This is a genomic window from Melissospora conviva, from assembly GCF_049523535.1.
Taxonomy (GTDB): Bacteria; Actinomycetota; Actinomycetes; order Mycobacteriales; family Micromonosporaceae; genus Melissospora; species Melissospora conviva.
The window spans coordinates 276,612-295,654 of the sequence record NZ_JBLLDT010000004.1; the positions used below are offsets into that span (position 1 = coordinate 276,612).

Below are 19,043 nucleotides of genomic sequence, written 5' to 3' on the forward strand. Positions count from 1 at the left end.
TCAGAGCCGGTACGTCCGCGCCACCGCGACCATCTCCGAACTGTGCGACCCGACCACCCCGACCCCCGCCGGCCGGGGCTGGAACCCGGGTAGCCCGGTCAGCCCGTCGCTGGCGTCCATCGCCCGCAACGTCACCGGGCCGTCGGCCCGCAGCACCAGTTCGATCTCCACGCCCTCGGCCGGCGGTGCGTGGAAGACCACCCCGAACCCCCAGCCCTCGACGGGTTCAGTTGTGCCCTCGACCGGACGCCCGGCAACCGTCGCCCGCAGCACGGCTGCGTTGCCGGTCGATACGTGCAGGGTCGTCAGCCGTACGGTGCGTTGTGGTTCCAGGCGCACCCGCAGGGTGCGGACGTCGCCGGCGGTGGTGTCGGCGAGGGTGGTCAGCTTCGGTGCGGGCAGGCCGGCGGCCTGGGCCGGTCCGCCCTGCAGGGTCAGCCCGCCGAGTCCGGGGAAGCGGTCCTGCGGCCAGGCCGAGCCGTCGACGTGCCGGGCCGTCCAGGGCTGCGGGTCGGTCTCCCGGCTCAGCCAGTGCGCGCTGCCGTCGTCGGTGTCGAGCGCGTACAGCAGGTGGGTCGGCACCGGGTGGTCGGCGTCGAAGCGGTCGACGGCCAGCCCGGTGGTGAGGAAAGCCACCGTGGCGAGCCCGGCGACCAGCGCGGGGACCGCGCCGAGCCGCCGGTCCCGCAGCGCCACCAGCCCCCGTGCGCCACCCGGGGCCGGGAAGAGCAGATCGAGCACCGGCAGCGCAGCCAGGCCGAGCAGGACGGCGAAGAGCGCCGCCACCCCGCCCTGCTTCATCCCCAGCGCGGGGAAGAGCAGCACGATCGTCGGCACGAGCAGCAGCAGCGTCACCGCCGTTGCCGCCGTGACCGCGAGCACCCCGCCGAACCCGTCCGGCTTGAGCCGCAGCGCCACCAGCCCGGCGAGCGCGCCGGCCAGCGCCGGGAGCACCGCCAGGTACGCCCCGCCGGGGGTGACGGCCGCCAGGACCAGACCGATGATCGCCAGCCAGCCCAGTCCGCCGATCGCCAGCGCGGCCGGGCCGACGCGGCGGCGCAGCAGGGCGTACCAGATCAGCAGGATCGTGGCGGCGAGCGCCACCACCGCCAACCGGTACCAGACCGGCCGGTACGGGTCGAGCAGCGTGGCGTACCCGGGCCGGATCGCGACGATCGCCGCCCAGAGCAGCTGGGCGGCGACCGGGGCGGCGACCAGCGGCACCAGGGTCAGCCCGAACCCGGCCGCGAGGCGCGACCAGGCGGTCCGCCCCTGCCGGCGGGCCAGCCAGCCGAGCGCGGCCACCGTGAGCAGGGCGAGCGCCGCCAGCGGCCAGGTCGCCGCCCCCGGATAGCTGACCAGCGACCCCAGCACCGGGAAGTACGTCGCGTCCCCGCCGGCGTCGAGCCGGGTCAGGTCGGTACGCCCGAACTCCCGCGCCAGCCCCAGCGCGTTCGCCCCGTGGTGCTGGAGGCTGCCGCGGTCCAGCGACTCGGCGGTGTCCAGGGGTGTGTGGTAGATCGCCGCGCCGTCGATGTAGGCGGAGTTCAGCCCGGCGAAGCCGTTGTCGAGGAACGCGGTGAAGTCGGTGTCGTTGGGGAGCAACCGGTAGATCTCCACCGCGAACGAGGTGCCGAGCGGGTGCGCCGCGGCTTTGCCGAAGACGTCCACCAGCGCCGCGTTGCGCTCCGAGGTCTGGAACATGATCACCGGGCCGGTGGAGCCGCGGGCCTCCAGGTTCAGCACCACCCCGCCCTCGGCGGCCAGCGGATGCTCCGCCGCGAAGGCCTGCGCACCGCAGAGGCACGCCTCCTCGGCGTCGGTGAGGACGAAGACGATGTCGTTGCGGGGCGCCGGGCCGGCGGTCAGCGCCCGGGCCACCTCCAGCAGCGCCGCGGTGCCCGCCGCGTCGTCGTTGCCACCGGGGCCGACCTGCACCGAGTCGTAGTGCGCCACCAGGAAGACCCGGCCGGTGGGATCGGTGCCGGGCAGCCGCGCCACCACGTTGCGGACCTGGGCCAGGGTCGCGCCCGCCGCCGCCCCGCTCAGGTGGCCCGCCTCGGCGCCGACGGTCTCCTGCGTCTGCACCTCCAGTCCCAGTGCGCGCAGCTCCCGCTCCAGATGGGAGCGGACCTCATCGTTCGCGGCGCTGCCCGCCGGATGTGTGCGGGCCGCCACCACCTCGGCGTGCGCGTACGCCCGGGCGGCGCTGAACTCCCCGGGTGGCGCTTGCGCTGTCAGCGGTGTCGGTGGTCGTAACGTGAGCAGGGTCGCCGCGCCCAGGGCGATCAGGAAGACGAGGGCCGCGCACGCGGCAGCGAACCGGTGACGGGGCCGGATCAGGACGCGTTCGGCGGGCCGCGCGAGGGGTGCGGGCACGTTCTCTCCTTGCGGGGGACGGGGGTGTCGATCGTGTGGTGCGTCACATCCTGCCCGGCTGGTGCCGCTGATGCACAAGACCCGGGGGTCGTCGATGTCCGCGCCGATCGCCTAGCGTGGACGGGTGACCGGCCCGGGCCGCGGTGTGCTCCGGGCTGTTTGTGCGGCCCCCGCGTTGTGCATGCCCGGGTCGGTGAACAAGGATCTACCGGGACATGGGAAGAAGGAGCCTGAGATCAGCACCGAGACGCTGAGCGGAACGGGCGGTGAGCCGGCATGACCGGGTCTTCCGTCGCGCCTCTGGCGTACCCGCACGGCGGGCTGGGGCCCAATCCCAACCTGCCCCAGCGGGAGCGGCTGCGCGTCCTGCTGGTCGAGGACGACGAGGGCGACGCCTTTCTCGTCGCCGAACTGCTCGCCGAGGCCGACGCCGCGGTGGACCTTGTCGTCGCCACCAGCCTGAACGAGGCGCGGCAGCGGATCGCCGGCGTCGACTGCGTGCTGCTGGACCTGGGACTCCCCGACGCGCAGGGGCTCGACGGGCTGCGGCAGGTGCTGGAGATGCCGAGCAACACCGCCGCCGTCTGCGTGCTGACCGGTCGCTCCGACGAGCACCTCGGCATCGGCGCGGTCGCCAAGGGCGCCCAGGACTACCTCGTCAAGGGGCAGGTCGACGGCATCCTGCTGACCCGTGCGCTGCGCTACGCCGTGGAGCGCAAACGGGCCGACGAGAACGCCCGCCGGCTGCGGGAGATCGAGCTGCGCCAGGCCGAGTCGGCTCGCCTGGAGCGCGGCCTGCTGCCGCAGCCGCTGATGGAGACCGACGAGGTCGCCGTCAACACCTTCTACCGCCCGGGCCGGCACGCCGCCCTGATCGGCGGGGACTTCTACGACGTGGTGCAGACCCGCCCCGACTGCATCGATCTGATCGTCGGCGACGTCTGCGGGCACGGTGTCGACGAGGCCGCGCTCGGTGTCGAACTGCGCGTGGCGTGGCGGGCGCTGGTGCTGGCCCGGGTTCCGGACGACCAGGTGCTGCCGGCGCTGGAGCAGGTGCTGATGAGCGAACGGCGGGCGCGCGAGATCTTCGCCAGCGTCGCCGCCGTACGGCTGGACCTGGCGAACAACCGCGCGACAGTACGGCTGGCCGGGCATCCACCGCCGCTGTTGCTCACCGGCGGCCGGGCGACCGCGGTCGCCGCTCCGCCCGGGCTGCTGCTCGGCATCCGGCCGCGTCCCCAGATCGCCTACGACATCGAGTTCACCACCGACGATTGGTCGCTGTTGATGTACACCGACGGAATCATCGAAGGGCGCACCGGGACCGGCGACGACCGTCTCGACGTGCCGGGCCTCAGCGCCCTGCTCGCCGATCCGGCGAGCCGCCGGATCGGTCTGCCCGATCTGCCGGGCTGGCTGGTCGGCCGGGCCGAGGAGTTCAACGGCGGCCCGCTCGCCGACGACGTCGCGATGCTCCTGGTGAGCCGGGGCGGTGGACGGTGATGAAGCCCAGTAGCTGGAGCCTGCGGCAGCGGGTCGTCACGATCTGCGTCATCGTCGCCTCGGTGCTGGTGCTGATCGCCGCGGGCGGTGCGGCAGTGGCCGCCCAGAACCGCACCCAGATCGACATCCTGCTCAACAAGACCGGTCCGCTGCGCGCCGACGGCCAGGCAATGCTCGGCGCGCTGGTCGACCAGCAGACCGGCGTACGCGGTTACGCGGTGACCGGCCGGGAAGCCGACCTGGCGCCGTACACCGGGGGGCAGCGGGCCGAGGCCGACCTGGCCCGCAAGATGAACGCGCTGCTGGCCGATCAGCCGGAGATCCAGGCGCACCTGGTCAAGGTGCAGGAGCTCGCCGCCCGCTGGCGCGCCGAGATCGCCGAGCCCTCGATCGCGGCCACCCGAGACCAGGGCGCCGACGCCGGGCAGGCGGTGCTGGCCACGCACGGCGGCGCCCTCTTCGACGAGATCCGCGCCGAGGTCACCCAGCTGCAGGACTCCGTGCTCGTGCTGCGCAACCGGGTCGCCGACGACGCCGAGCGCACCAGCAACATGCTGGTGCTGCTGCTGGTGATCGCCGCGGTGGTGATGGTGGTCGCGGTCGTGGCGTTGATGAGCACCCTGAACCGGCTCTTCATCGGCCCGATCACGGTGCTCGCCGGCCAGGTGCGGGAGATCGCCGAAGGGGACTACGACCGCCACATCGAGCCCGCCGGCCCGCCGGAGCTGGCCCAGCTCGCCGGCGACGTCGACCAGATGCGCCAGAAGATCGCCAAGGATCTGGCGGAGGTCCGGGAGGCCCGGACCCGCATCGAGTGGGTCAACAGCCAGCTGCAGAAGCAGGCCGAGGAGCTGGTGCGCTCCAACCGGGACCTGGAGCAGTTCGCCTACGTCGCCTCGCACGACCTGCAGGAGCCCCTGCGCAAGGTCGCCAGCTTCTGCCAGCTGCTGCAGCGGCGCTACGCCGGTCAGCTCGACGAGCGGGCCGACCAGTACATCGCCTTTGCCGTCGACGGCGCGCAGCGGATGCAGCGCCTCATCAACGACCTGCTCGCCTTCTCCCGGATCGGGCGCCTCACCACCGGCTTCACCGAGGTCGACCTGAACAAGGTCATGGGTGACGTCGCCGGGCAGACCGAGGCGTCGCGCAAGTACGCCGACGGCGAGCTGACCTGGGATCCGATGCCGACCATCCGCGGCGAAGAGCCGCTGCTGACGAACCTGCTCGTCAACCTGGTCAGCAACTCGATGAAGTTCCGCCGTCCCGACGTCACGCCCCGGGTGCACATCTCGGCACGGCGCGCCGGCGACGAGTGGGAGATCACCTGCCGCGACAACGGCATCGGCATCGAGCCGGAGTTCGCCGACAAGATCTTTGTGATCTTCCAGCGGCTGCACTCCAAGGACGCCTATCCGGGCACTGGAATCGGACTGGCGATCGTCAAGAAGATCGTCGAATACCATGGCGGGCGGGTCTGGGTCGACACCGACGTCGACGAGGGCACCGCCATCTGCTTCACCCTGCCGGCGAGCGCCGACCTGGACGAGGCGCAGCCGACGGCCGACCCGGCCCCGGCCGGCGACCCGGAACCGACCGACACGGAGCGGGTCGACACGGAGCAGGCCGACACGGACCCGGCTGGTGGCGCGGAGCCGGCCGACACGGAGCCGGCTGATGGCGCGGAGCCGGCGGCGCCGGAGCAGCGCAACGGCACCACAGTGGCTGCGGCCGACGGTGCCGGCACGGCAGAGCAGCAGACCGGTGCGACCGACGCGCCGGCCACCGGATCCGATGGGGCGTCGCGGGCCGACGCCGACGACAGCACCGCTGGCGTGAAGGAGACGAGCGCATGACCGCACCGGCGGACGGCAAGAGCCCCATCGAGGTCCTCCTGGTCGAGGACGATCCGGGCGACGTGCTGATGACCCAGGAAGCGTTCGAGGAGCACAAGCTGCGCAACCGGCTCACCGTCGTCTCCGACGGCGAGCAGGCGCTGAGCTACCTGCGCAAGGAAGGGCCGTACGCGGGCGTGGTCAGCCCCGACCTCATCCTGCTCGACCTGAACCTGCCGCGCCGCGACGGCCGCGAGGTGCTCGCCGAGATCAAGAAGGACGAGGAGCTCTGCCGGATCCCGGTGGTGGTGCTGACCACGTCCCAGGCCGACGAGGACATCCTGCGCAGCTACCAGCTGCACGCCAACGCGTACGTCACCAAGCCCGTCGACTTCGAACGCTTCATCTCCGTGGTCCGGCAGATCGACGAGTTCTTCGTCAGCGTGGTGAAGCTGCCGCCACGTGGTTGATCCGCTGCTGCACGAGGTCGGCGAGCTGCTGCGACGCACCGCCGACGAGATCGTCGTACCCCTGTTCTGCCGGCTCGGCGCCCACGAGATCTCCGAGAAGGCGCCGGGGGAGATCGTCACCGTCGCCGATCAGCGGGCCGAGGCGGCCATCACGGCCGGACTGCGCGAGCTGCTGCCCGGCTCCCGGGTGGTCGGTGAGGAAGCCGTCGCCGCCCAGCCCGGGTTGCTGGCCGACGTGAGCGCCGACGGGGACGTCTGGATCGTCGACCCGGTCGACGGCACCGGCAACTTCGCCGCCGGGCGCCGCCCCTTCGCGTTGATGGTGGCGCTGCTGCAGGATGGCCGGCCGGCGGCGAGCTGGATCTACGACCCGCTCGCCGGGGAGCTCGCGGCGGCGCGGGCCGGCGAGGCGACGTACCTGGCGGACCGGCCGCTGCGGATGACGCCGGAGGCGCTCCCGCCCGAGGTGCTGCGTGGGGCGGCGATGACCCGCTTCCTGCCGCCGGCGCTGCGCGAACAGGTCGAGGCCAACGGCAAACGCCTCGGTACGGTCCTCACCGGGCAGCACTGCGCCGGGCGGGAGTATCTCGACCTGCTCACCGGGGCGCAGCACTTCGTGCTCTTCTGGCGCACCCTGCCCTGGGACCACGCGCCCGGCGCGCTCCTGATCCGCGAGGCCGGTGGCGTCGCCCGGCGCTTCGACGGCACCGACTACCACCCGGGAGACGCCGACCACGGGTTGCTGGTCGCCGCGAACGAACAGATCTGGGCCGAGGTTCACGGGGCTCTGCTGGCGGGCGGGAGTCCGGTATCGTGACCGCGCGTCCGACCACGTCCGCCTGATACGGCAGACGGCAAGCGCCGGACGCGCGCGGCCACGGCCTCCCCCAGGCCGGGGCGGGCGCGCCATCGCGGCCTCCCCCGGGCCGAGGCGGTCGCACCACCGCGCCGTGGCCAAGGAAGCGGGTAGGCGTGTCCAGGACTTTCCCGGGGTCGGCGGCTCTGCGCCTGACGATGACCCTGTTCCTGTCGGTGCTGCTGGTCGCCGGCGGGGCGGCGCGCGCCGGCGCCGATCCCGACGAGGGCGGCACCGAGAAGCTGCGCAGCACACTGGAGGCCACGGCGAAGGCCCACATCGACGCGCAGGCCAAGCTCAGAAAGTCGATCAAAAAGCAGCGGCGGCTCCAGGCCGAGCTGCAGCGCGCCGAGAAGGACGTGACGGCGCTGACCGCGCAGGTCCAGGTGCTGGCCGCGGCGTCGTACCAGCGGGGCCGGCTCAGCACGGCCGGCGCGCTGCTCAACAGCATCTCCCCGCAGGACTTCCTGCAGCGCAGCGCCACCCTCGAACTGCTGGCCCAGCGCGACAGCCGGCGTCTCGGGGACCTGCACCGGGCCCGGGAGGAGGCGTCGCGGGCCAAGCTCGCCGTCGACCAGGAGATCCGCGAGCAGCGCAAACAGACCGCGGTGATGGCCCAGAAGAAGAAGGACGCCGAGGCGGCGCTCGCCGAGGTCAGCCAGGGTGCCAGCGGGGGTTTCGTCGCCGTCGACTCGCCGGCGGCCAAGCCGGCGCCCCGCAACTCCGACGGGTCATGGCCGGCCGAGTCGTGCAGTGTCGACGACCCGACCACCTCCGGCTGCATCACGCCGCGGATGCTGCACGCGATGCAGCAGGGTCAGGCGGCCGGCTACAACCGGCACGTCTCCTGTCACCGTGGCGGCGGCTTCGGTGAGCATCCCAAGGGGCGGGCCTGCGACTTCGCCGCCGCCGTGGGTGGTTTCACCGAGGTGCACGCCAGCGGCGGGGACAAGGCCTACGGCGACGCGGTGACCTCCTTCTACGTCAAGAACGCCGACCGGCTCGGGGTGCTCTACGTGATCTGGTACCGGCAGATCTGGCATCCGGGCACCGGCTGGCAGTCCTACAGCGGTGGCGGCAGCCCTGCCGGAGACCACACAAACCATGTTCATGTGTCGATGTATTGACCGGGACGCCGCCTCGGCTGCGTAGCATCGCAGCGATGACGTCACCACCTTCGGACACCCGTACCGACCCGGCGCCCGCACCGGTCGAGGCCCCGCAACCGTTGCCCGGCGGGCTCGCGGCGTTCCTGGTTTTCCTCTCCAGCGGCGCGGTGCTGGTGCTGGAGACCGTCTCGTTGCGGCTCGTCGGCCCGTACGTCGGGATCACCCTCCAGGTGACCAGTTCGGTCATCGGACTGGCGCTGGCGGCAATCGCGTACGGCGCCTGGACCGGGGGCTGGCTGGCCGACCGCCGCAACCCGCGCCGGATGCTCGCGCCCGCGCTGATCCTCGCCGCGATCGCCACCGCGGTGACCCTGCCGCTGGTGCGCTACGCCGGTGAGGTGCTGCGCGGCGCCGCCGCGCCGGGCACCCTGCTGCTGACCGGACTGGCCGTCTTCGTGCCGGCGGCGCTGCTGTCGTCGATCACCCCGATGGTGGTGAAGCTGCAGCTGGGGGACCTGAAGCGGACCGGGCAGGTGGTGGGCCGGCTGAGCAGCATCGGCACGCTCGGCGGGATCACCGCCACCCTCGGCACCGGCTTCGTGCTGGTGGCGACCCTGCCGAGCACCGTCATCATGGTGGCGCTGGCGGTGGTGATCGGCGGGACCGGACTGGCGCTGGGCCGCTACCTGTATCTGCGCGATCGCACCGCGCTGCCCGGCCCGGCCCGGACCAAGACCGTGCTCGCGGTGGTGGGGCTCGGCGCGGCGATGCTCAGCGCGGTCGCCCCGACCCCCTGCGACGTGGAGACCGCCTACCACTGCGCCAAGGTCCAGGCCGACTCCGAGCGTCCATCGGGCCGGCTGCTGCTGCTCAACTCCGCCCACCACTCCTTCGTGGACCTGGCCGACCCGACGTACCTGCGCTTCGGCTACACCCAGTGGATCGGCGTGGCGGCCGACCAGATGGCGCCGCCGGGACAGCCGTTGTCGGCGGTGCACCTCGGCGGTGGCGGATTCACCATGCCGCGCTACCTGACGGCGACCCGCCCGGGCAGTGAGAACCTGGTGTACGAGATCGACGGTGGACTGGTCGAGCTGGCCCGCCGCAAGCTGGACGTACGCGACGGGCCGCAGCTGCAGGTGGCGGTGGGCGACGCCCGGGTGCTGCTGGCCGGTCTCCCCGACGGTGAACGGGACCTGGTGGTCGGGGACGCGTTCGGGCACTTGGCGGTCCCGTGGCACCTCGCCACCCGCCAGATGGCCGCCGAGGTCCGGCGGGTGCTGCGCCCCGGCGGGCTCTACGTGCAGAACGTCATCGACTATCCGGGGCTGCGCTTCATCAGGGCTCAGGTCGCCACCGTGGCCGCCGAGTTCGATCACGTCGCGCTCGTCGCGCCACCGGCGGCGCTGGCCGGCGAGCAGGCCTCCAACTTCCTCATCGTGGCCTCCGACGCGCCCCTGCCGCTGACCGAGTTGGATCGCCGCCTCGCCGGACTCGCAGAGCCGGTGCAGCTGCTGTCCGGCGCAGGGCTGTCCGATTTCGTCGGTGACACCCTGGTTCTCACCGACGATTACGCCCCGGTCGACCAGCTGCTCAGCCCTTCCTGACCGGCCGCGCCGGGCACTGTCCGATTCTGTCCGAGCAGGTGTAACCCCCTTCCGCCGCGGGCACCATGTGCCGCATGGGCGATGCGGGACATCAGCAGAGCCGACTGCTCGGCGACCGGTACCGGTTGGTCGAGCAGCTCGGCGCCGGCGGCATGTCCGTTGTCTGGAGCGGCTACGACGAGGTGCTCGGGCGCCGGGTCGCGGTCAAGGTGCTCGCCTCGCGGCTGGCCAACGACCGCGCGTTCCGGCACCGGATCCGCATCGAGGCCAAGGCCGCCGCTCGGCTCTGCCACCGGCACATCACCAACGTCTACGACTACGGCGAGCAGATCGACGGTGATCTCACCCTGCCGTACGTGGTGATGGAGCTCGTCGACGGCGACACGCTCGCCGCCGAACTGCAGCGCCACGGCGCGTTCCAGTGGCGTACCGCCTGCACGGTCGCCGCCGAGGTGGCCGCCGCCCTGGCCGTGGCCCACGCCCGCGGCGTGGTGCACCGGGACATCACCCCGGGCAACGTGATGCTGACCCCGGGCGGGGTCAAGGTCGTCGACTTCGGCATCTCGGCGCTCGCCGGTGAGCGGGACCGGGGTCCGGACGGCACCCTGCTCGGCACCCCCGCGTACGTCTCGCCGGAGCGCCTCGACGGCGGGGACGTCTCGCCGGCGACGGACGTCTACGCGCTCGGCCTGCTGCTCTACCGGATGCTCGCCGGCCGGATGCCGTGGCCGGCCGAGACCAGGACGCAGATGCTGCGGGCGCACCTCTACACCGAACCCGAGCCGCTGGAGGCCGACGCCCAGGTGCCGCCGGAGGTGACCGACCTGGTGCACCGCTGCCTGCTGAAGTCCCCCGATCAGCGGCCGAGCGCGGCCGAGGTGGCCCAGACCCTCGCCCGGATCGCCGGCGTGACGTCGGTGGTGCCGGTCTCCCCGGCGGCCGGCGGCCCGGTCGCCACGACCGGCGCGGTCCTTGCCGGCAGCGACGGCACGACGATCCTGCCCTGGTCGGTCGAGACCGACCAGGTCACCCCGCCGCCGCGGCACCGGCGCCGGATGCCGATGGGAGCGGTGGCGGCGGCGGCGGTCCTGGTGACGGTGACGGCGGGCCTCTGGACGCTCACCGGCCGGACACCGGCCGCCGGTGAGGACGAGAGCGCGGAAGCCGCAACGCCTGCCGCGCAGGCCTGCCAGGTGCGGTACGACGTGCGCACCGACCCGGCCGGGGCTTTCACTGCGGACCTGACGCTGTTCAACGCCGGAGCCGAGGGGCTGCGCGACTACGTGCTGAGCTTCGCGCTCCCCGGCGATCAGCGGCTGACCGGCGGTGAGGCGGCCCGCTGGGAGCAGCAGGGCCGGCGGGTGCTGGTCCGCCCCGCGAGCAGCGAGAAGCCGCTCGCCCCCGGTGACTCCGACACCATCAGCCTCGCCGGCCGGCACGCCGGAGCCAGCCTGCTGCCGGTCGAGTTCCGCCTCGGCGAACAGCACTGCGAGGTGCGGCTCTCCGCGACGGCGATCGAGAAGACCCCGGCTGCCACCACGGTCAAGGACGAGCGGGCCGGTGGGCCGGCTGCGGCCAAGGGCGGCCCGAAGGCCGGCCCCGGCAAGGGCGCTGAAGCGAAGAAGGGCCCGGGCGTAGATGCGAAGAAGGGCCCGGGCGCCGCGCCGAAGAAGGGCCCGAACCCCAACGCCAACCCCAACGCCCGCACCACCGGCCCCGGGAAGGGATGAGCAGGGGCGATCGGCCGTACGTCGTCCGGGTCCCGCCCAGCGGCGACGGGGGGTGCGTCGGTCCCCTGGGGTCTGCGTAGGCGACCGCCTGTTTGCGGCGCGGCGCACGTGCGGCGGCCGGCCGGGCCTGAGCCGCTGGTAGAAATGACCGGGTGAGCCAGGAGCGGACGGCGGTACGGGAACGAGCCGAGGCGGTGCTGCGCCGGCTCGCCGGCGACGAGGCGCGGCTGCGTGAGGATCAGTGGCGGGCGATCGAGGCGCTGGTCGTCGAGCACCGCCGGGTGCTCTGCGTGCAGCGCACCGGCTGGGGGAAGTCGGCGGTCTACTTCATCGCCACCGCCCTGCTGCGCGGCAACGGCGCGGCCGTCGGACCGACGGTGATCGTCTCGCCGCTGCTGGCGCTGATGCGCAACCAGGTCGAGGCGGCGGCGCGGGCCGGGATCCGGGCGCGCACGATCAACAGCGCGAACCTCGACGAGTGGGACGAGATCGCCGCGGAGATCGCCGCCGGGACGGTCGACGTCCTGCTGATCAGCCCCGAACGGCTCAACAACCCAGATTTCCGTGACAACGTGCTGCCCCGGCTCGCCGCCACCACCGGCCTGCTCGTTGTCGACGAGGCCCACTGCGTCTCCGACTGGGGTCACGATTTTCGCCCCGACTACCGTCGGCTGCGGACCTTCCTGGCCGGCCTGCCCGCCGGCACGCCGGTGCTCGCCACCACGGCCACGGCGAACGAACGGGTCACCCACGACGTCGCCGAGCAGCTCAGCACCGACGACGGCAGTGCCGCCCTGGTGCTGCGGGGCACGCTGGACCGCGAGTCGCTGCGGCTGGCCGTGATCGACCTGCCGGGCGCGGCGCACCGGCTCGGCTGGCTCGCCGCCCACCTGGAGGAGCTGCCCGGCAGCGGCATCGTCTACACGCTGACCGTGGCGGCGGCGGCCGAGACCGCCGAGTTCCTCCGCTCGCGCGGCTATCCGGTGGCCGTCTACACCGGGCAGGCGGAGGACGCCGACCGGCGCGCCGCCGAACAGGACCTGCTCGACAACAAGATCAAGGCGTTGGTGGCGACCTCCGCCCTGGGCATGGGATTCGACAAGCCGGACCTGGGATTCGTGGTGCATCTGGGTGCCCCGCCCTCGCCCATCGCCTACTACCAGCAGGTCGGCCGGGCCGGCCGCGCCGTCGCGCACGCCGAGGTGGTGCTGCTGCCGGGCGTCGAGGACGCCGCGATCTGGCGCTATTTCGCCTCGCTGGCTTTCCCGCCCGAGGAACAGGTCCGGGCCGTGCTGGCGGCGCTGAGCACCGAACGGCCGCTCTCCACCCAGGCTCTCGAGCCCATCGTCGACCTGCGCCGGGCCCGGCTGGAGATGATGCTCAAGGTCCTCGACGTCGACGGGGCGGTACGCCGTGTCCGGGGCGGCTGGCTCGCCACCGGGCAGCCGTGGCGCTACGACACCGCCCGGCTGGAGCGGGTCGCCGCCGCCCGCGTCGCCGAGCAGGAGGCGATGCGCGAGTACGCCCGCACCACCGGCTGCCGGCTGGAGTATCTGCGCCGCTGCCTCGACGACCCCGACGCCACCGCCTGCGGCCGCTGCGACCGCTGCGCCGGCCCGCAGTTCTCGCCGGAGGTGCCCGCGTCGGTGCTCGCCGCCGCGCAGGCGTTCCTCGGCCGTCCCGGCGTCGACGTGCCGCCGAAGAAGCTCTGGCCGACCGGCCTCGCGGCGGTCGGTGTGCCGTTGAAGGGGCGCATCCCGGCCGAGGAACAGGCCTGGCCGGGACGGGTGGTGGGACGCCTCTCCGACCTGGGCTGGGGTGCGCGGCTGCGCGGCCTGGTCGGCCCCGACGCGCCCGACGCCCCGATCCCCGACGATGTCGCCGCCGCCGTTATCGAGGTGCTCAAGGCATGGGCGCACGGCGACGACCGGTGGCCGCAGCGACCCGAGGCGGTGGTGGCGATCGGCTCACGCCGCCGGCCGACGCTGGTCGGTTCGCTGGCGGAACGGATCGCGTCGGTCGGCCGGCTGCCGCTGCTCGGCGTGGTCGAGCTCAGCGGCGGGGCCCAGGACGGTCCGCGCGGCAACAGCGCCCAACGGGTACGCGCCCGGCACGACGCCTTCGCCGTCCCCGCCGCACTGGCGGCGGCCCTGCCGGAGCTGACCGGCCCGGTCCTGCTGGTCGACGACCTGATCGACTCGGGCTGGACGATGACGCTGGTCGCCCGTGAACTGCGCCGGCACGGCGCGCCCGCTGTGCTGCCGCTGGCGCTGGCGATGGCCGGTTGATCCGTACCCTTTGTCCGAGGTTCCACGGGTTGACGGGGATCACCCCGGGCCGCTACTGAGCAGCGCGGCCCACGGCCGCCGATACGCTGGCCGGGTGAGCGAAGACGATCGCACCCCGGACGCGGTCCTGGACCACTCGCCGGCGGCCGTTCCGGCCGGCCTGGAGCGTCCGGCGGCGGCCGTCCCCGGCGGTCCGGTGCAACCGGCCGCCCCGGGCAGTACCCGGCTCGCGCTGGTCGTCGGCGGCCTGATCATCGCGCTGCTTGCCGGTTTCGCGATCGGTCGCACTCTCGACACCGGGACGGCCGCCGGTGGCGCGACCGGCGGCACCCCGGTCGGCGTCGCCGACGCGGCCGGGTCCGCCGCCCATGAGCACGGCGCCGGTGACGACTCCGCCGCCGGACTCTCCCTCTCCGCCGCCGGCTGGTCGCTGGCACCGGTCTCGGCGACGTTCACCGCCGGGCAGCCGCAGGACTTCCGCTTCCGCATCCTCGACCGGTGGGGACGCCCGGCGACGGACTTCGCGGTGGTGCACGAGAAGCCGCTGCACCTGATCGTGGTCCGCCGTGACCTCGCCGGTTTCCAGCACCTGCATCCGGAAATGGCCGCCGACGGCACCTGGAGCGTCCCGCTCACCCTGCCGGCGGCGGGCAGCTGGCGGGCGTACGCGGACTTCAGCGTGGTGGGCACCGACGGCGCGCAGACGGCGCTGACCCTGGGGGTGGATCTGGCGGTCGCGGGGGAGTACGCGCCGCAGGCACTGCCGGCGGCGGCGCGGGAGGTGGCCGTCGACGGCTTCACCGTCGGCTACGCCGGCGTGCCGCAGGCCGGCATCACCGCTCCGCTGCAGTTCCAGATCTCCCGCGGCGGTGAGCCGGTCACCGTCGAGCCCTACCTCGGGGCGTACGGCCACCTGGTCGGTATCCGCGAGGGCGACCTCGGCTACCTGCACGTACACCCGGACGAGAACCAGGCCAACGGTGAGATCAAGTTCTGGCTCTCCGTGCCGAGCGCCGGACGTTACCGCTTCTTCCTCGATTTTCAGGTCGACGGACTGGTCCGGACGGCGGAGTTCACCGTCGACGTGACGTAGTCGCGCCGACACGACGGCAGCGCGTTTGACCGTTCGTCGGACTCGGCGCATCGACAGGGTTTACTACGGTGGAGCCAGTACGGGCGCGGCCACCGGCTGTGACCTCCGGTCGGATCCGCCGGGTTACGACCCGGCCGTCATGCGGTCGGGGCACGTCAGCGGCGGGCGGCCGGAGCCCGGCGAGTGCGGTGCCATGCTGACCGGGGGGTAGCGTGGCACCGCACCTCGCCGGGCGTCACGTCACGGACCTGGCCGCATGTCCCGTCGGCGATCCGCCGGCCGAGGGCGCAGCGAGGCGTGGTCGATCCCTTTTTTCGCCGCCCAGGTTAAGCCGCTAGCATCCACCGGTGCCCGCCGCCGCGCTGAAGTCCCGCGATCCCTACTTCGACAACGCCCGGGCGGTGCTCATCGTCCTGGTCGTGATCGGCCATGTGATCGAGATGAGCTCCAGCGGTGCCGCCCGCGGTCTCTACACCTGGATCTACGCCTTCCACATGCCGGCGTTCATCCTGGTCAGCGGCTATCTGGCGCGCAACTTCACGGCGAGCGCAAAGCAGTGCGGCCGGCTGCTGGCGAGCGTGCTGGTGCCGTACCTGATCTTTGATGTGCTGCATTCGCTCGTCGGTGCGGCCGTGAACGGCAAGGCGCCGCAGTTCTCCCTGGGGATACCCGCGTTCACCCTCTGGTTCCTCTTCGCGCTCGTCGCCTGGCGGCTGATGGTGCCGCTGCTGAAGGTGTTGCGCCGGCCGGTCCTGGTCGCCGTGGCCGTCTCCCTGGTCGCCGGCCTCGGCACGGGTACCGGGTCTGCAGTCCTGGACCGGACGCTGGGCTTCCTGCCGTTCTTCGCGCTCGGGATCCTGCTGACCCCCGAGGGGATCGAACGCTTCAAGGCCGCCACCCGGGGTGCGCTGCCCCGGATCGCCGCCGTCCTCGTGCTGATCGGCACGCTCGGCGCCGCCCTGCTGATCCGCGACACGCTGCCCCGCTCCGCGCTCTACATGAAGCGGGGCTACGTCGCTGTCTTCGACAGCAACATCGAAGGGCTGCTCTGGCGGGCCGGGATCCTCGCGGTGGCGCTGCTGATCACCGTGGCGCTGCTCGTCCTCGTCCCGGCCGGGCAGACCCAGTTCACCTGGCTGGGCGAGGTGACGCTCTACGTATATCTGCTGCACGGACTCCTGATCAGCCCACTGCGCCCCACCATCGCCTCCTGGGACCTGCGCTGGCCGCATGTCGCCGCGCTCGTCGCCAGCGCGGTCCTGCTGACCCTGCTGCTCGGCTCCCGGCCGGTGCGGCTGGCCACCCGCTGGCTGATCGAACCGCGCGTCACCTGGCTGCTGCGCGCCGACGGGCCCGCTGCCGCGCAACCGGCCACATCGCATTCCGCCGACCCGAGCGCCGCCACCCCGCACCACGGCTTCGCCACACCGGGTGCCGCACCTTTCGTACCAGCCGACCGCGCCGCCGGACCAGCCGACGGGGCTCGTCTGCCCCACGCCGGTCAGGGCGCCGACCAGACAGTGGGGCAACGATGACCGGCATCTTCGGCGGACGGCTGCGTACAGCCGGCGCCGCACCCTCTCCGACGGCGGGCAAGGTCCGCGACCCCTACTTCGACAACGCCCGGGCACTGCTGATCGTGCTTGTCGTCGTCGGGCACGTCATCGCCCGCTCCGACAGCGAAGCGGCCGACGGCCTCTACACCTGGATCTACGCCTTCCACATGCCGGCGTTCATCCTGGTCAGTGGCTTCCTGGCCCGCAATTTCACGGCGACCGCCGGGCAGTGCGGCAAGCTGCTGACCAGCGTCGTGGTGCCCTACGTCGTCTTCGACCTGCTGTACTCGCTGCTCGACGCCGCCGTGAGCGGCAACCGGCCGACGTTCAGCCCGGCCAGCCCGGCGTTCACCCTCTGGTTCCTGTTCGCCCTGGTCGCCTGGCGACTGATGGTCCCCCTGCTGCGGGTGCTGCGGATGCCGGTCGCGATCACCATCGCGCTGTCGCTGGCAGCTTCGTTCGGCACCGGTACCGGCTCCAACCCACTGGACCGGATCTTCTCATTCCTGCCGTTCTTCGCCATCGGGGTCGCGCTCACCCCTGAGCGCATCGCACGGTTCCGGGCGTTCACCGACGGGCTGCCGGCCCGGCTGGCGGCCCTCGGCGTGCTGGTCGGCGGGCTCGGTGTGGCGTACCTGTTGCGGGATATGGTTCCGCGCGCGGCTCTCCAGATGAAGGGCGGTTTCCTGGAGGGGCACGACAGCAACGTCGACGGGCTGCTCTGGCGGCTCGCCGTCATCGCGGCGGCGCTGCTGCTGACCGCGGCGCTGCTCGCGGTGACGCCTCGCGGCAAGTCGGTGCTGACCTCGCTCGGCCAGGCCACCCTCTACGTCTACCTGCTGCACGGGCTGCTGCTGGTGCACCTGCTCGGTCGCATCGGCGACTGGATCGCCGAGTGGCCCCAGCTCGCCGTGGCCTGCCTGGCGGCGACCGCGCTCGCCTTCCTGCTCGGCTCCCCGCCGGTGCGCTGGGCAACCCGCTGGTTGATCGAGCCGAAGGCGGCCTGGCTGCTGCGCCCGGCACCGCAGCCGGTGACATCGCCGGCTGCTGGGCCCGAGGCGGTCGGGCAGCGGCCGGGTGATGTGCCGTTCGCGGGGGTGCAGCCGGAGGGGCCCGCGGGCGCTGCCCTCACCGAGGCGACGATGCGGCTGCCGGTGGTGCCGCAGCCGACCGAACCGGCCACGTCGTCCCGGCCACCCGCGGTGCCGACTCAGCGCGAGCCGTACGGCGACCTCCCGGTCCGCGACTGGGAGCGACGCCCCGGCCAGTGACCGGTGTGCCCGCTGCAGCGGGCACCCTGAGGCCACCGGACGCATCACCGGACCCCGGGGGGCCACGCCACGGCAGGCCCGCACGGTCATTGACCCGCAGGCCCGGTCGGCCGCTTCTCAGCCGGCCGGTGCCTCCTGAGCGTCGCCGAGCAGTTCGGCCAGTCGGGGCCGGACCTGCCAGGCCGCCGTCAGCTCCTGGTATTCGTCCCGTTGCCGGCCGGTCGGCTCCGCCCCGGTACGGCGGGCCCGCAGCAGCAGATTGCGGGGCGTGTGCTGCGAGTCGACGAACTCCACCACCTCGACCCGGTAGCCGTGCAGCCGCAGCAGCGCCGCCCGCAGCGCGTCGGTGAGCACGTCGGCGAAGCGTTCCCGCAGGATGCCCTGGCGGGTCAGCAACTCGTACGGCTGCGGCGCCGCCCCGGAACGCAGCTGCACCGCCAGGTCGTGGTGGCAGCAGGGAGCGGCCAGCACCCAGCGGGCGCCCCAGCGCACCGCCCGGGCCAGCGCCTCGTCGGTCGCCGTGTCACAGGCGTGCAGCGCCAGCACCAGGTCGGGGGCCGGGTCGACCTCGGCGTCGAGGATGGTGCCCGCGACGAAACTGACCCGGTCGGCGTACCCGAGCCGTTGCGCGAGTTCGGTGTTGCGACGCCGCTGGTCGGCGCGGACGTCGACGCCGACGAGTTCCACGTCGATTCCCCGCCCGCGCAGATAGCGGTACGCGGCGAAGCTCAGGTACGCGTTGCCGCAGCCCAGGTCGACCACGCGCAGCCGGTCGGGCAGCTCGTCGGGGAGGGTCGCGGCGAGGGCCCGGAGGAAGGCGTCCACCTGCCGCCGCTTCGCCGTGCTGCCGCCGACCACCGAGAAGATCTCGTCACCCGGGTCGATCAGGTAGTTCTTGGCGCGGTCGTGCTCGGCGGGTTCGGCCGCCGGCCGGTCCGCCGCCGCCCGGTGCACCTGCGCCTCGCCCGATTTGGTGACCCGGACCTGCACGGTCGCGGTGGCGGTCTCGACGTGCCAGTTGCCGAAGGGCTCCGCCAGCAGTTCGTCGACGGCTTCCTCGGCTTCTGCGCCGGGGGTGGCGTTGCGGGTGTGCGGGCGGGCGCCGTCGGAGGTGACGATCTGCAACCGCGGCCCGCCCTTGAGGGCCACCGGGCGCAGCTCGGCACGGACCACCGCCGGGCGCTGCCCCTTACGGCGCCCGGCGGCGACCGCCCGGAGCAGAGTGGGGTCGAGCAGCAGCGTGCGCACCTCGGCGAGGACCGGTTCGAGCTGTTCTGGCATACCCCCATCATGGCCCGTACGGCGTGACCACCTCGGCAGCGGGGGCCAGGGCAGCGGGGCGGCGCGGT

General features: G+C 73.1%; 13 protein-coding genes. 11 read left to right on the top strand and 2 right to left on the bottom strand.

What is annotated here, in order from left to right:
* Positions 1-2,379 (bottom strand): M28 family peptidase, encoded by a 2,379-nt coding sequence (locus tag ACK8GG_RS12675; RefSeq protein WP_440356381.1) that lies wholly within the window; start codon positions 2,377-2,379, stop codon positions 1-3.
* 276 nt (positions 2,380-2,655) lie between these two features.
* On the opposite strand from ACK8GG_RS12675, the gene ACK8GG_RS12680 reads away from it, so the two are divergent.
* The 11 genes from ACK8GG_RS12680 (at position 2,656) to ACK8GG_RS12730 (ending at position 17,694) form a co-directional block, all read left to right on the top strand.
* Positions 2,656-3,882 carry a PP2C family protein-serine/threonine phosphatase gene (locus ACK8GG_RS12680; protein ID WP_440349504.1) on the top strand — a complete coding sequence of 409 codons (1,227 nt, stop codon included), beginning with the start codon at positions 2,656-2,658 and terminating at the stop codon, positions 3,880-3,882.
* Entirely contained in the window at positions 3,882-5,735 is a 1,854-nt protein-coding gene (locus ACK8GG_RS12685; RefSeq protein ID WP_440356382.1) for a sensor histidine kinase, read from the top strand. The genes ACK8GG_RS12680 and ACK8GG_RS12685 overlap by 1 nt, the downstream gene beginning before the upstream one ends.
* A complete protein-coding gene (locus ACK8GG_RS12690) occupies positions 5,732-6,184 on the top strand; it encodes a response regulator (protein WP_440349506.1) in 453 nt (150 codons plus the stop codon). Before ACK8GG_RS12685 ends, ACK8GG_RS12690 begins: the two co-directional genes overlap by 4 nt.
* On the top strand, positions 6,177-7,001 hold the full coding sequence (locus tag ACK8GG_RS12695) for an inositol monophosphatase family protein (RefSeq protein ID WP_440349507.1): 825 nt from the start codon (positions 6,177-6,179) through the stop codon (positions 6,999-7,001). Before ACK8GG_RS12690 ends, ACK8GG_RS12695 begins: the two co-directional genes overlap by 8 nt.
* A gap of 197 nt (positions 7,002-7,198) precedes the next feature.
* Positions 7,199-8,167 (top strand): coiled-coil domain-containing protein, encoded by a 969-nt coding sequence (locus tag ACK8GG_RS12700; RefSeq protein WP_440353327.1) that lies wholly within the window; start codon positions 7,199-7,201, stop codon positions 8,165-8,167.
* Positions 8,168-8,202: 35 nt separating this feature from the next.
* A complete protein-coding gene (locus ACK8GG_RS12705; RefSeq protein WP_440349508.1) occupies positions 8,203-9,756 on the top strand; it encodes a fused MFS/spermidine synthase in 1,554 nt (517 codons plus the stop codon).
* Between the two features lie 74 nt (positions 9,757-9,830).
* Positions 9,831-11,486, top strand: coding sequence for a serine/threonine-protein kinase (locus tag ACK8GG_RS12710; protein ID WP_440356383.1), 1,656 nt, complete (start codon positions 9,831-9,833; stop codon positions 11,484-11,486).
* A gap of 152 nt (positions 11,487-11,638) precedes the next feature.
* Positions 11,639-13,774: a RecQ family ATP-dependent DNA helicase gene (locus tag ACK8GG_RS12715; protein WP_440349510.1), complete on the top strand. Its 2,136-nt coding sequence runs from the start codon at positions 11,639-11,641 to the stop codon at positions 13,772-13,774.
* Positions 13,775-13,868: 94 nt separating this feature from the next.
* Complete coding sequence (locus tag ACK8GG_RS12720; protein WP_440356384.1) at positions 13,869-14,867, top strand: DUF8832 domain-containing protein; 999 nt, start codon at positions 13,869-13,871, stop codon at positions 14,865-14,867.
* Between the two features lie 347 nt (positions 14,868-15,214).
* Entirely contained in the window at positions 15,215-16,402 is a 1,188-nt protein-coding gene (locus tag ACK8GG_RS12725) for an acyltransferase family protein (protein ID WP_440356385.1), read from the top strand.
* Entirely contained in the window at positions 16,399-17,694 is a 1,296-nt protein-coding gene (locus tag ACK8GG_RS12730; protein ID WP_440356386.1) for an acyltransferase family protein, read from the top strand. The genes ACK8GG_RS12725 and ACK8GG_RS12730 overlap by 4 nt, the downstream gene beginning before the upstream one ends.
* Before the next feature lie 117 nt (positions 17,695-17,811).
* On the opposite strand, the gene ACK8GG_RS12735 is transcribed toward ACK8GG_RS12730, so the two are convergent.
* On the bottom strand, positions 17,812-18,975 hold the full coding sequence (locus tag ACK8GG_RS12735) for a class I SAM-dependent methyltransferase (RefSeq protein WP_440356387.1): 1,164 nt from the start codon (positions 18,973-18,975) through the stop codon (positions 17,812-17,814).
* Positions 18,976-19,043 lie beyond the last annotated feature (68 nt).

What these genes read in the sequence shown, in the direction of transcription:
- ACK8GG_RS12680 (WP_440349504.1), top strand. Translation starts at nt 2,656, where the DNA reads ATGACCGGGTCTTCCGTCGCGCCTCTGGCGTACCCGCACGGCGGGCTG.
- ACK8GG_RS12685 (WP_440356382.1), top strand. Translation starts at nt 3,882, where the DNA reads ATGAAGCCCAGTAGCTGGAGCCTGCGGCAGCGGGTCGTCACGATCTGC.
- ACK8GG_RS12690 (WP_440349506.1), top strand. Translation starts at nt 5,732, where the DNA reads ATGACCGCACCGGCGGACGGCAAGAGCCCCATCGAGGTCCTCCTGGTC.
- ACK8GG_RS12700 (WP_440353327.1), top strand. Translation starts at nt 7,199, where the DNA reads ATGACCCTGTTCCTGTCGGTGCTGCTGGTCGCCGGCGGGGCGGCGCGC.
- ACK8GG_RS12705 (WP_440349508.1), top strand. Translation starts at nt 8,203, where the DNA reads ATGACGTCACCACCTTCGGACACCCGTACCGACCCGGCGCCCGCACCG.
- ACK8GG_RS12710 (WP_440356383.1), top strand. Translation starts at nt 9,831, where the DNA reads ATGGGCGATGCGGGACATCAGCAGAGCCGACTGCTCGGCGACCGGTAC.
- ACK8GG_RS12730 (WP_440356386.1), top strand. Translation starts at nt 16,399, where the DNA reads ATGACCGGCATCTTCGGCGGACGGCTGCGTACAGCCGGCGCCGCACCC.
- ACK8GG_RS12735 (WP_440356387.1), bottom strand. Translation starts at nt 18,975, where the DNA reads ATGCCAGAACAGCTCGAACCGGTCCTCGCCGAGGTGCGCACGCTGCTG.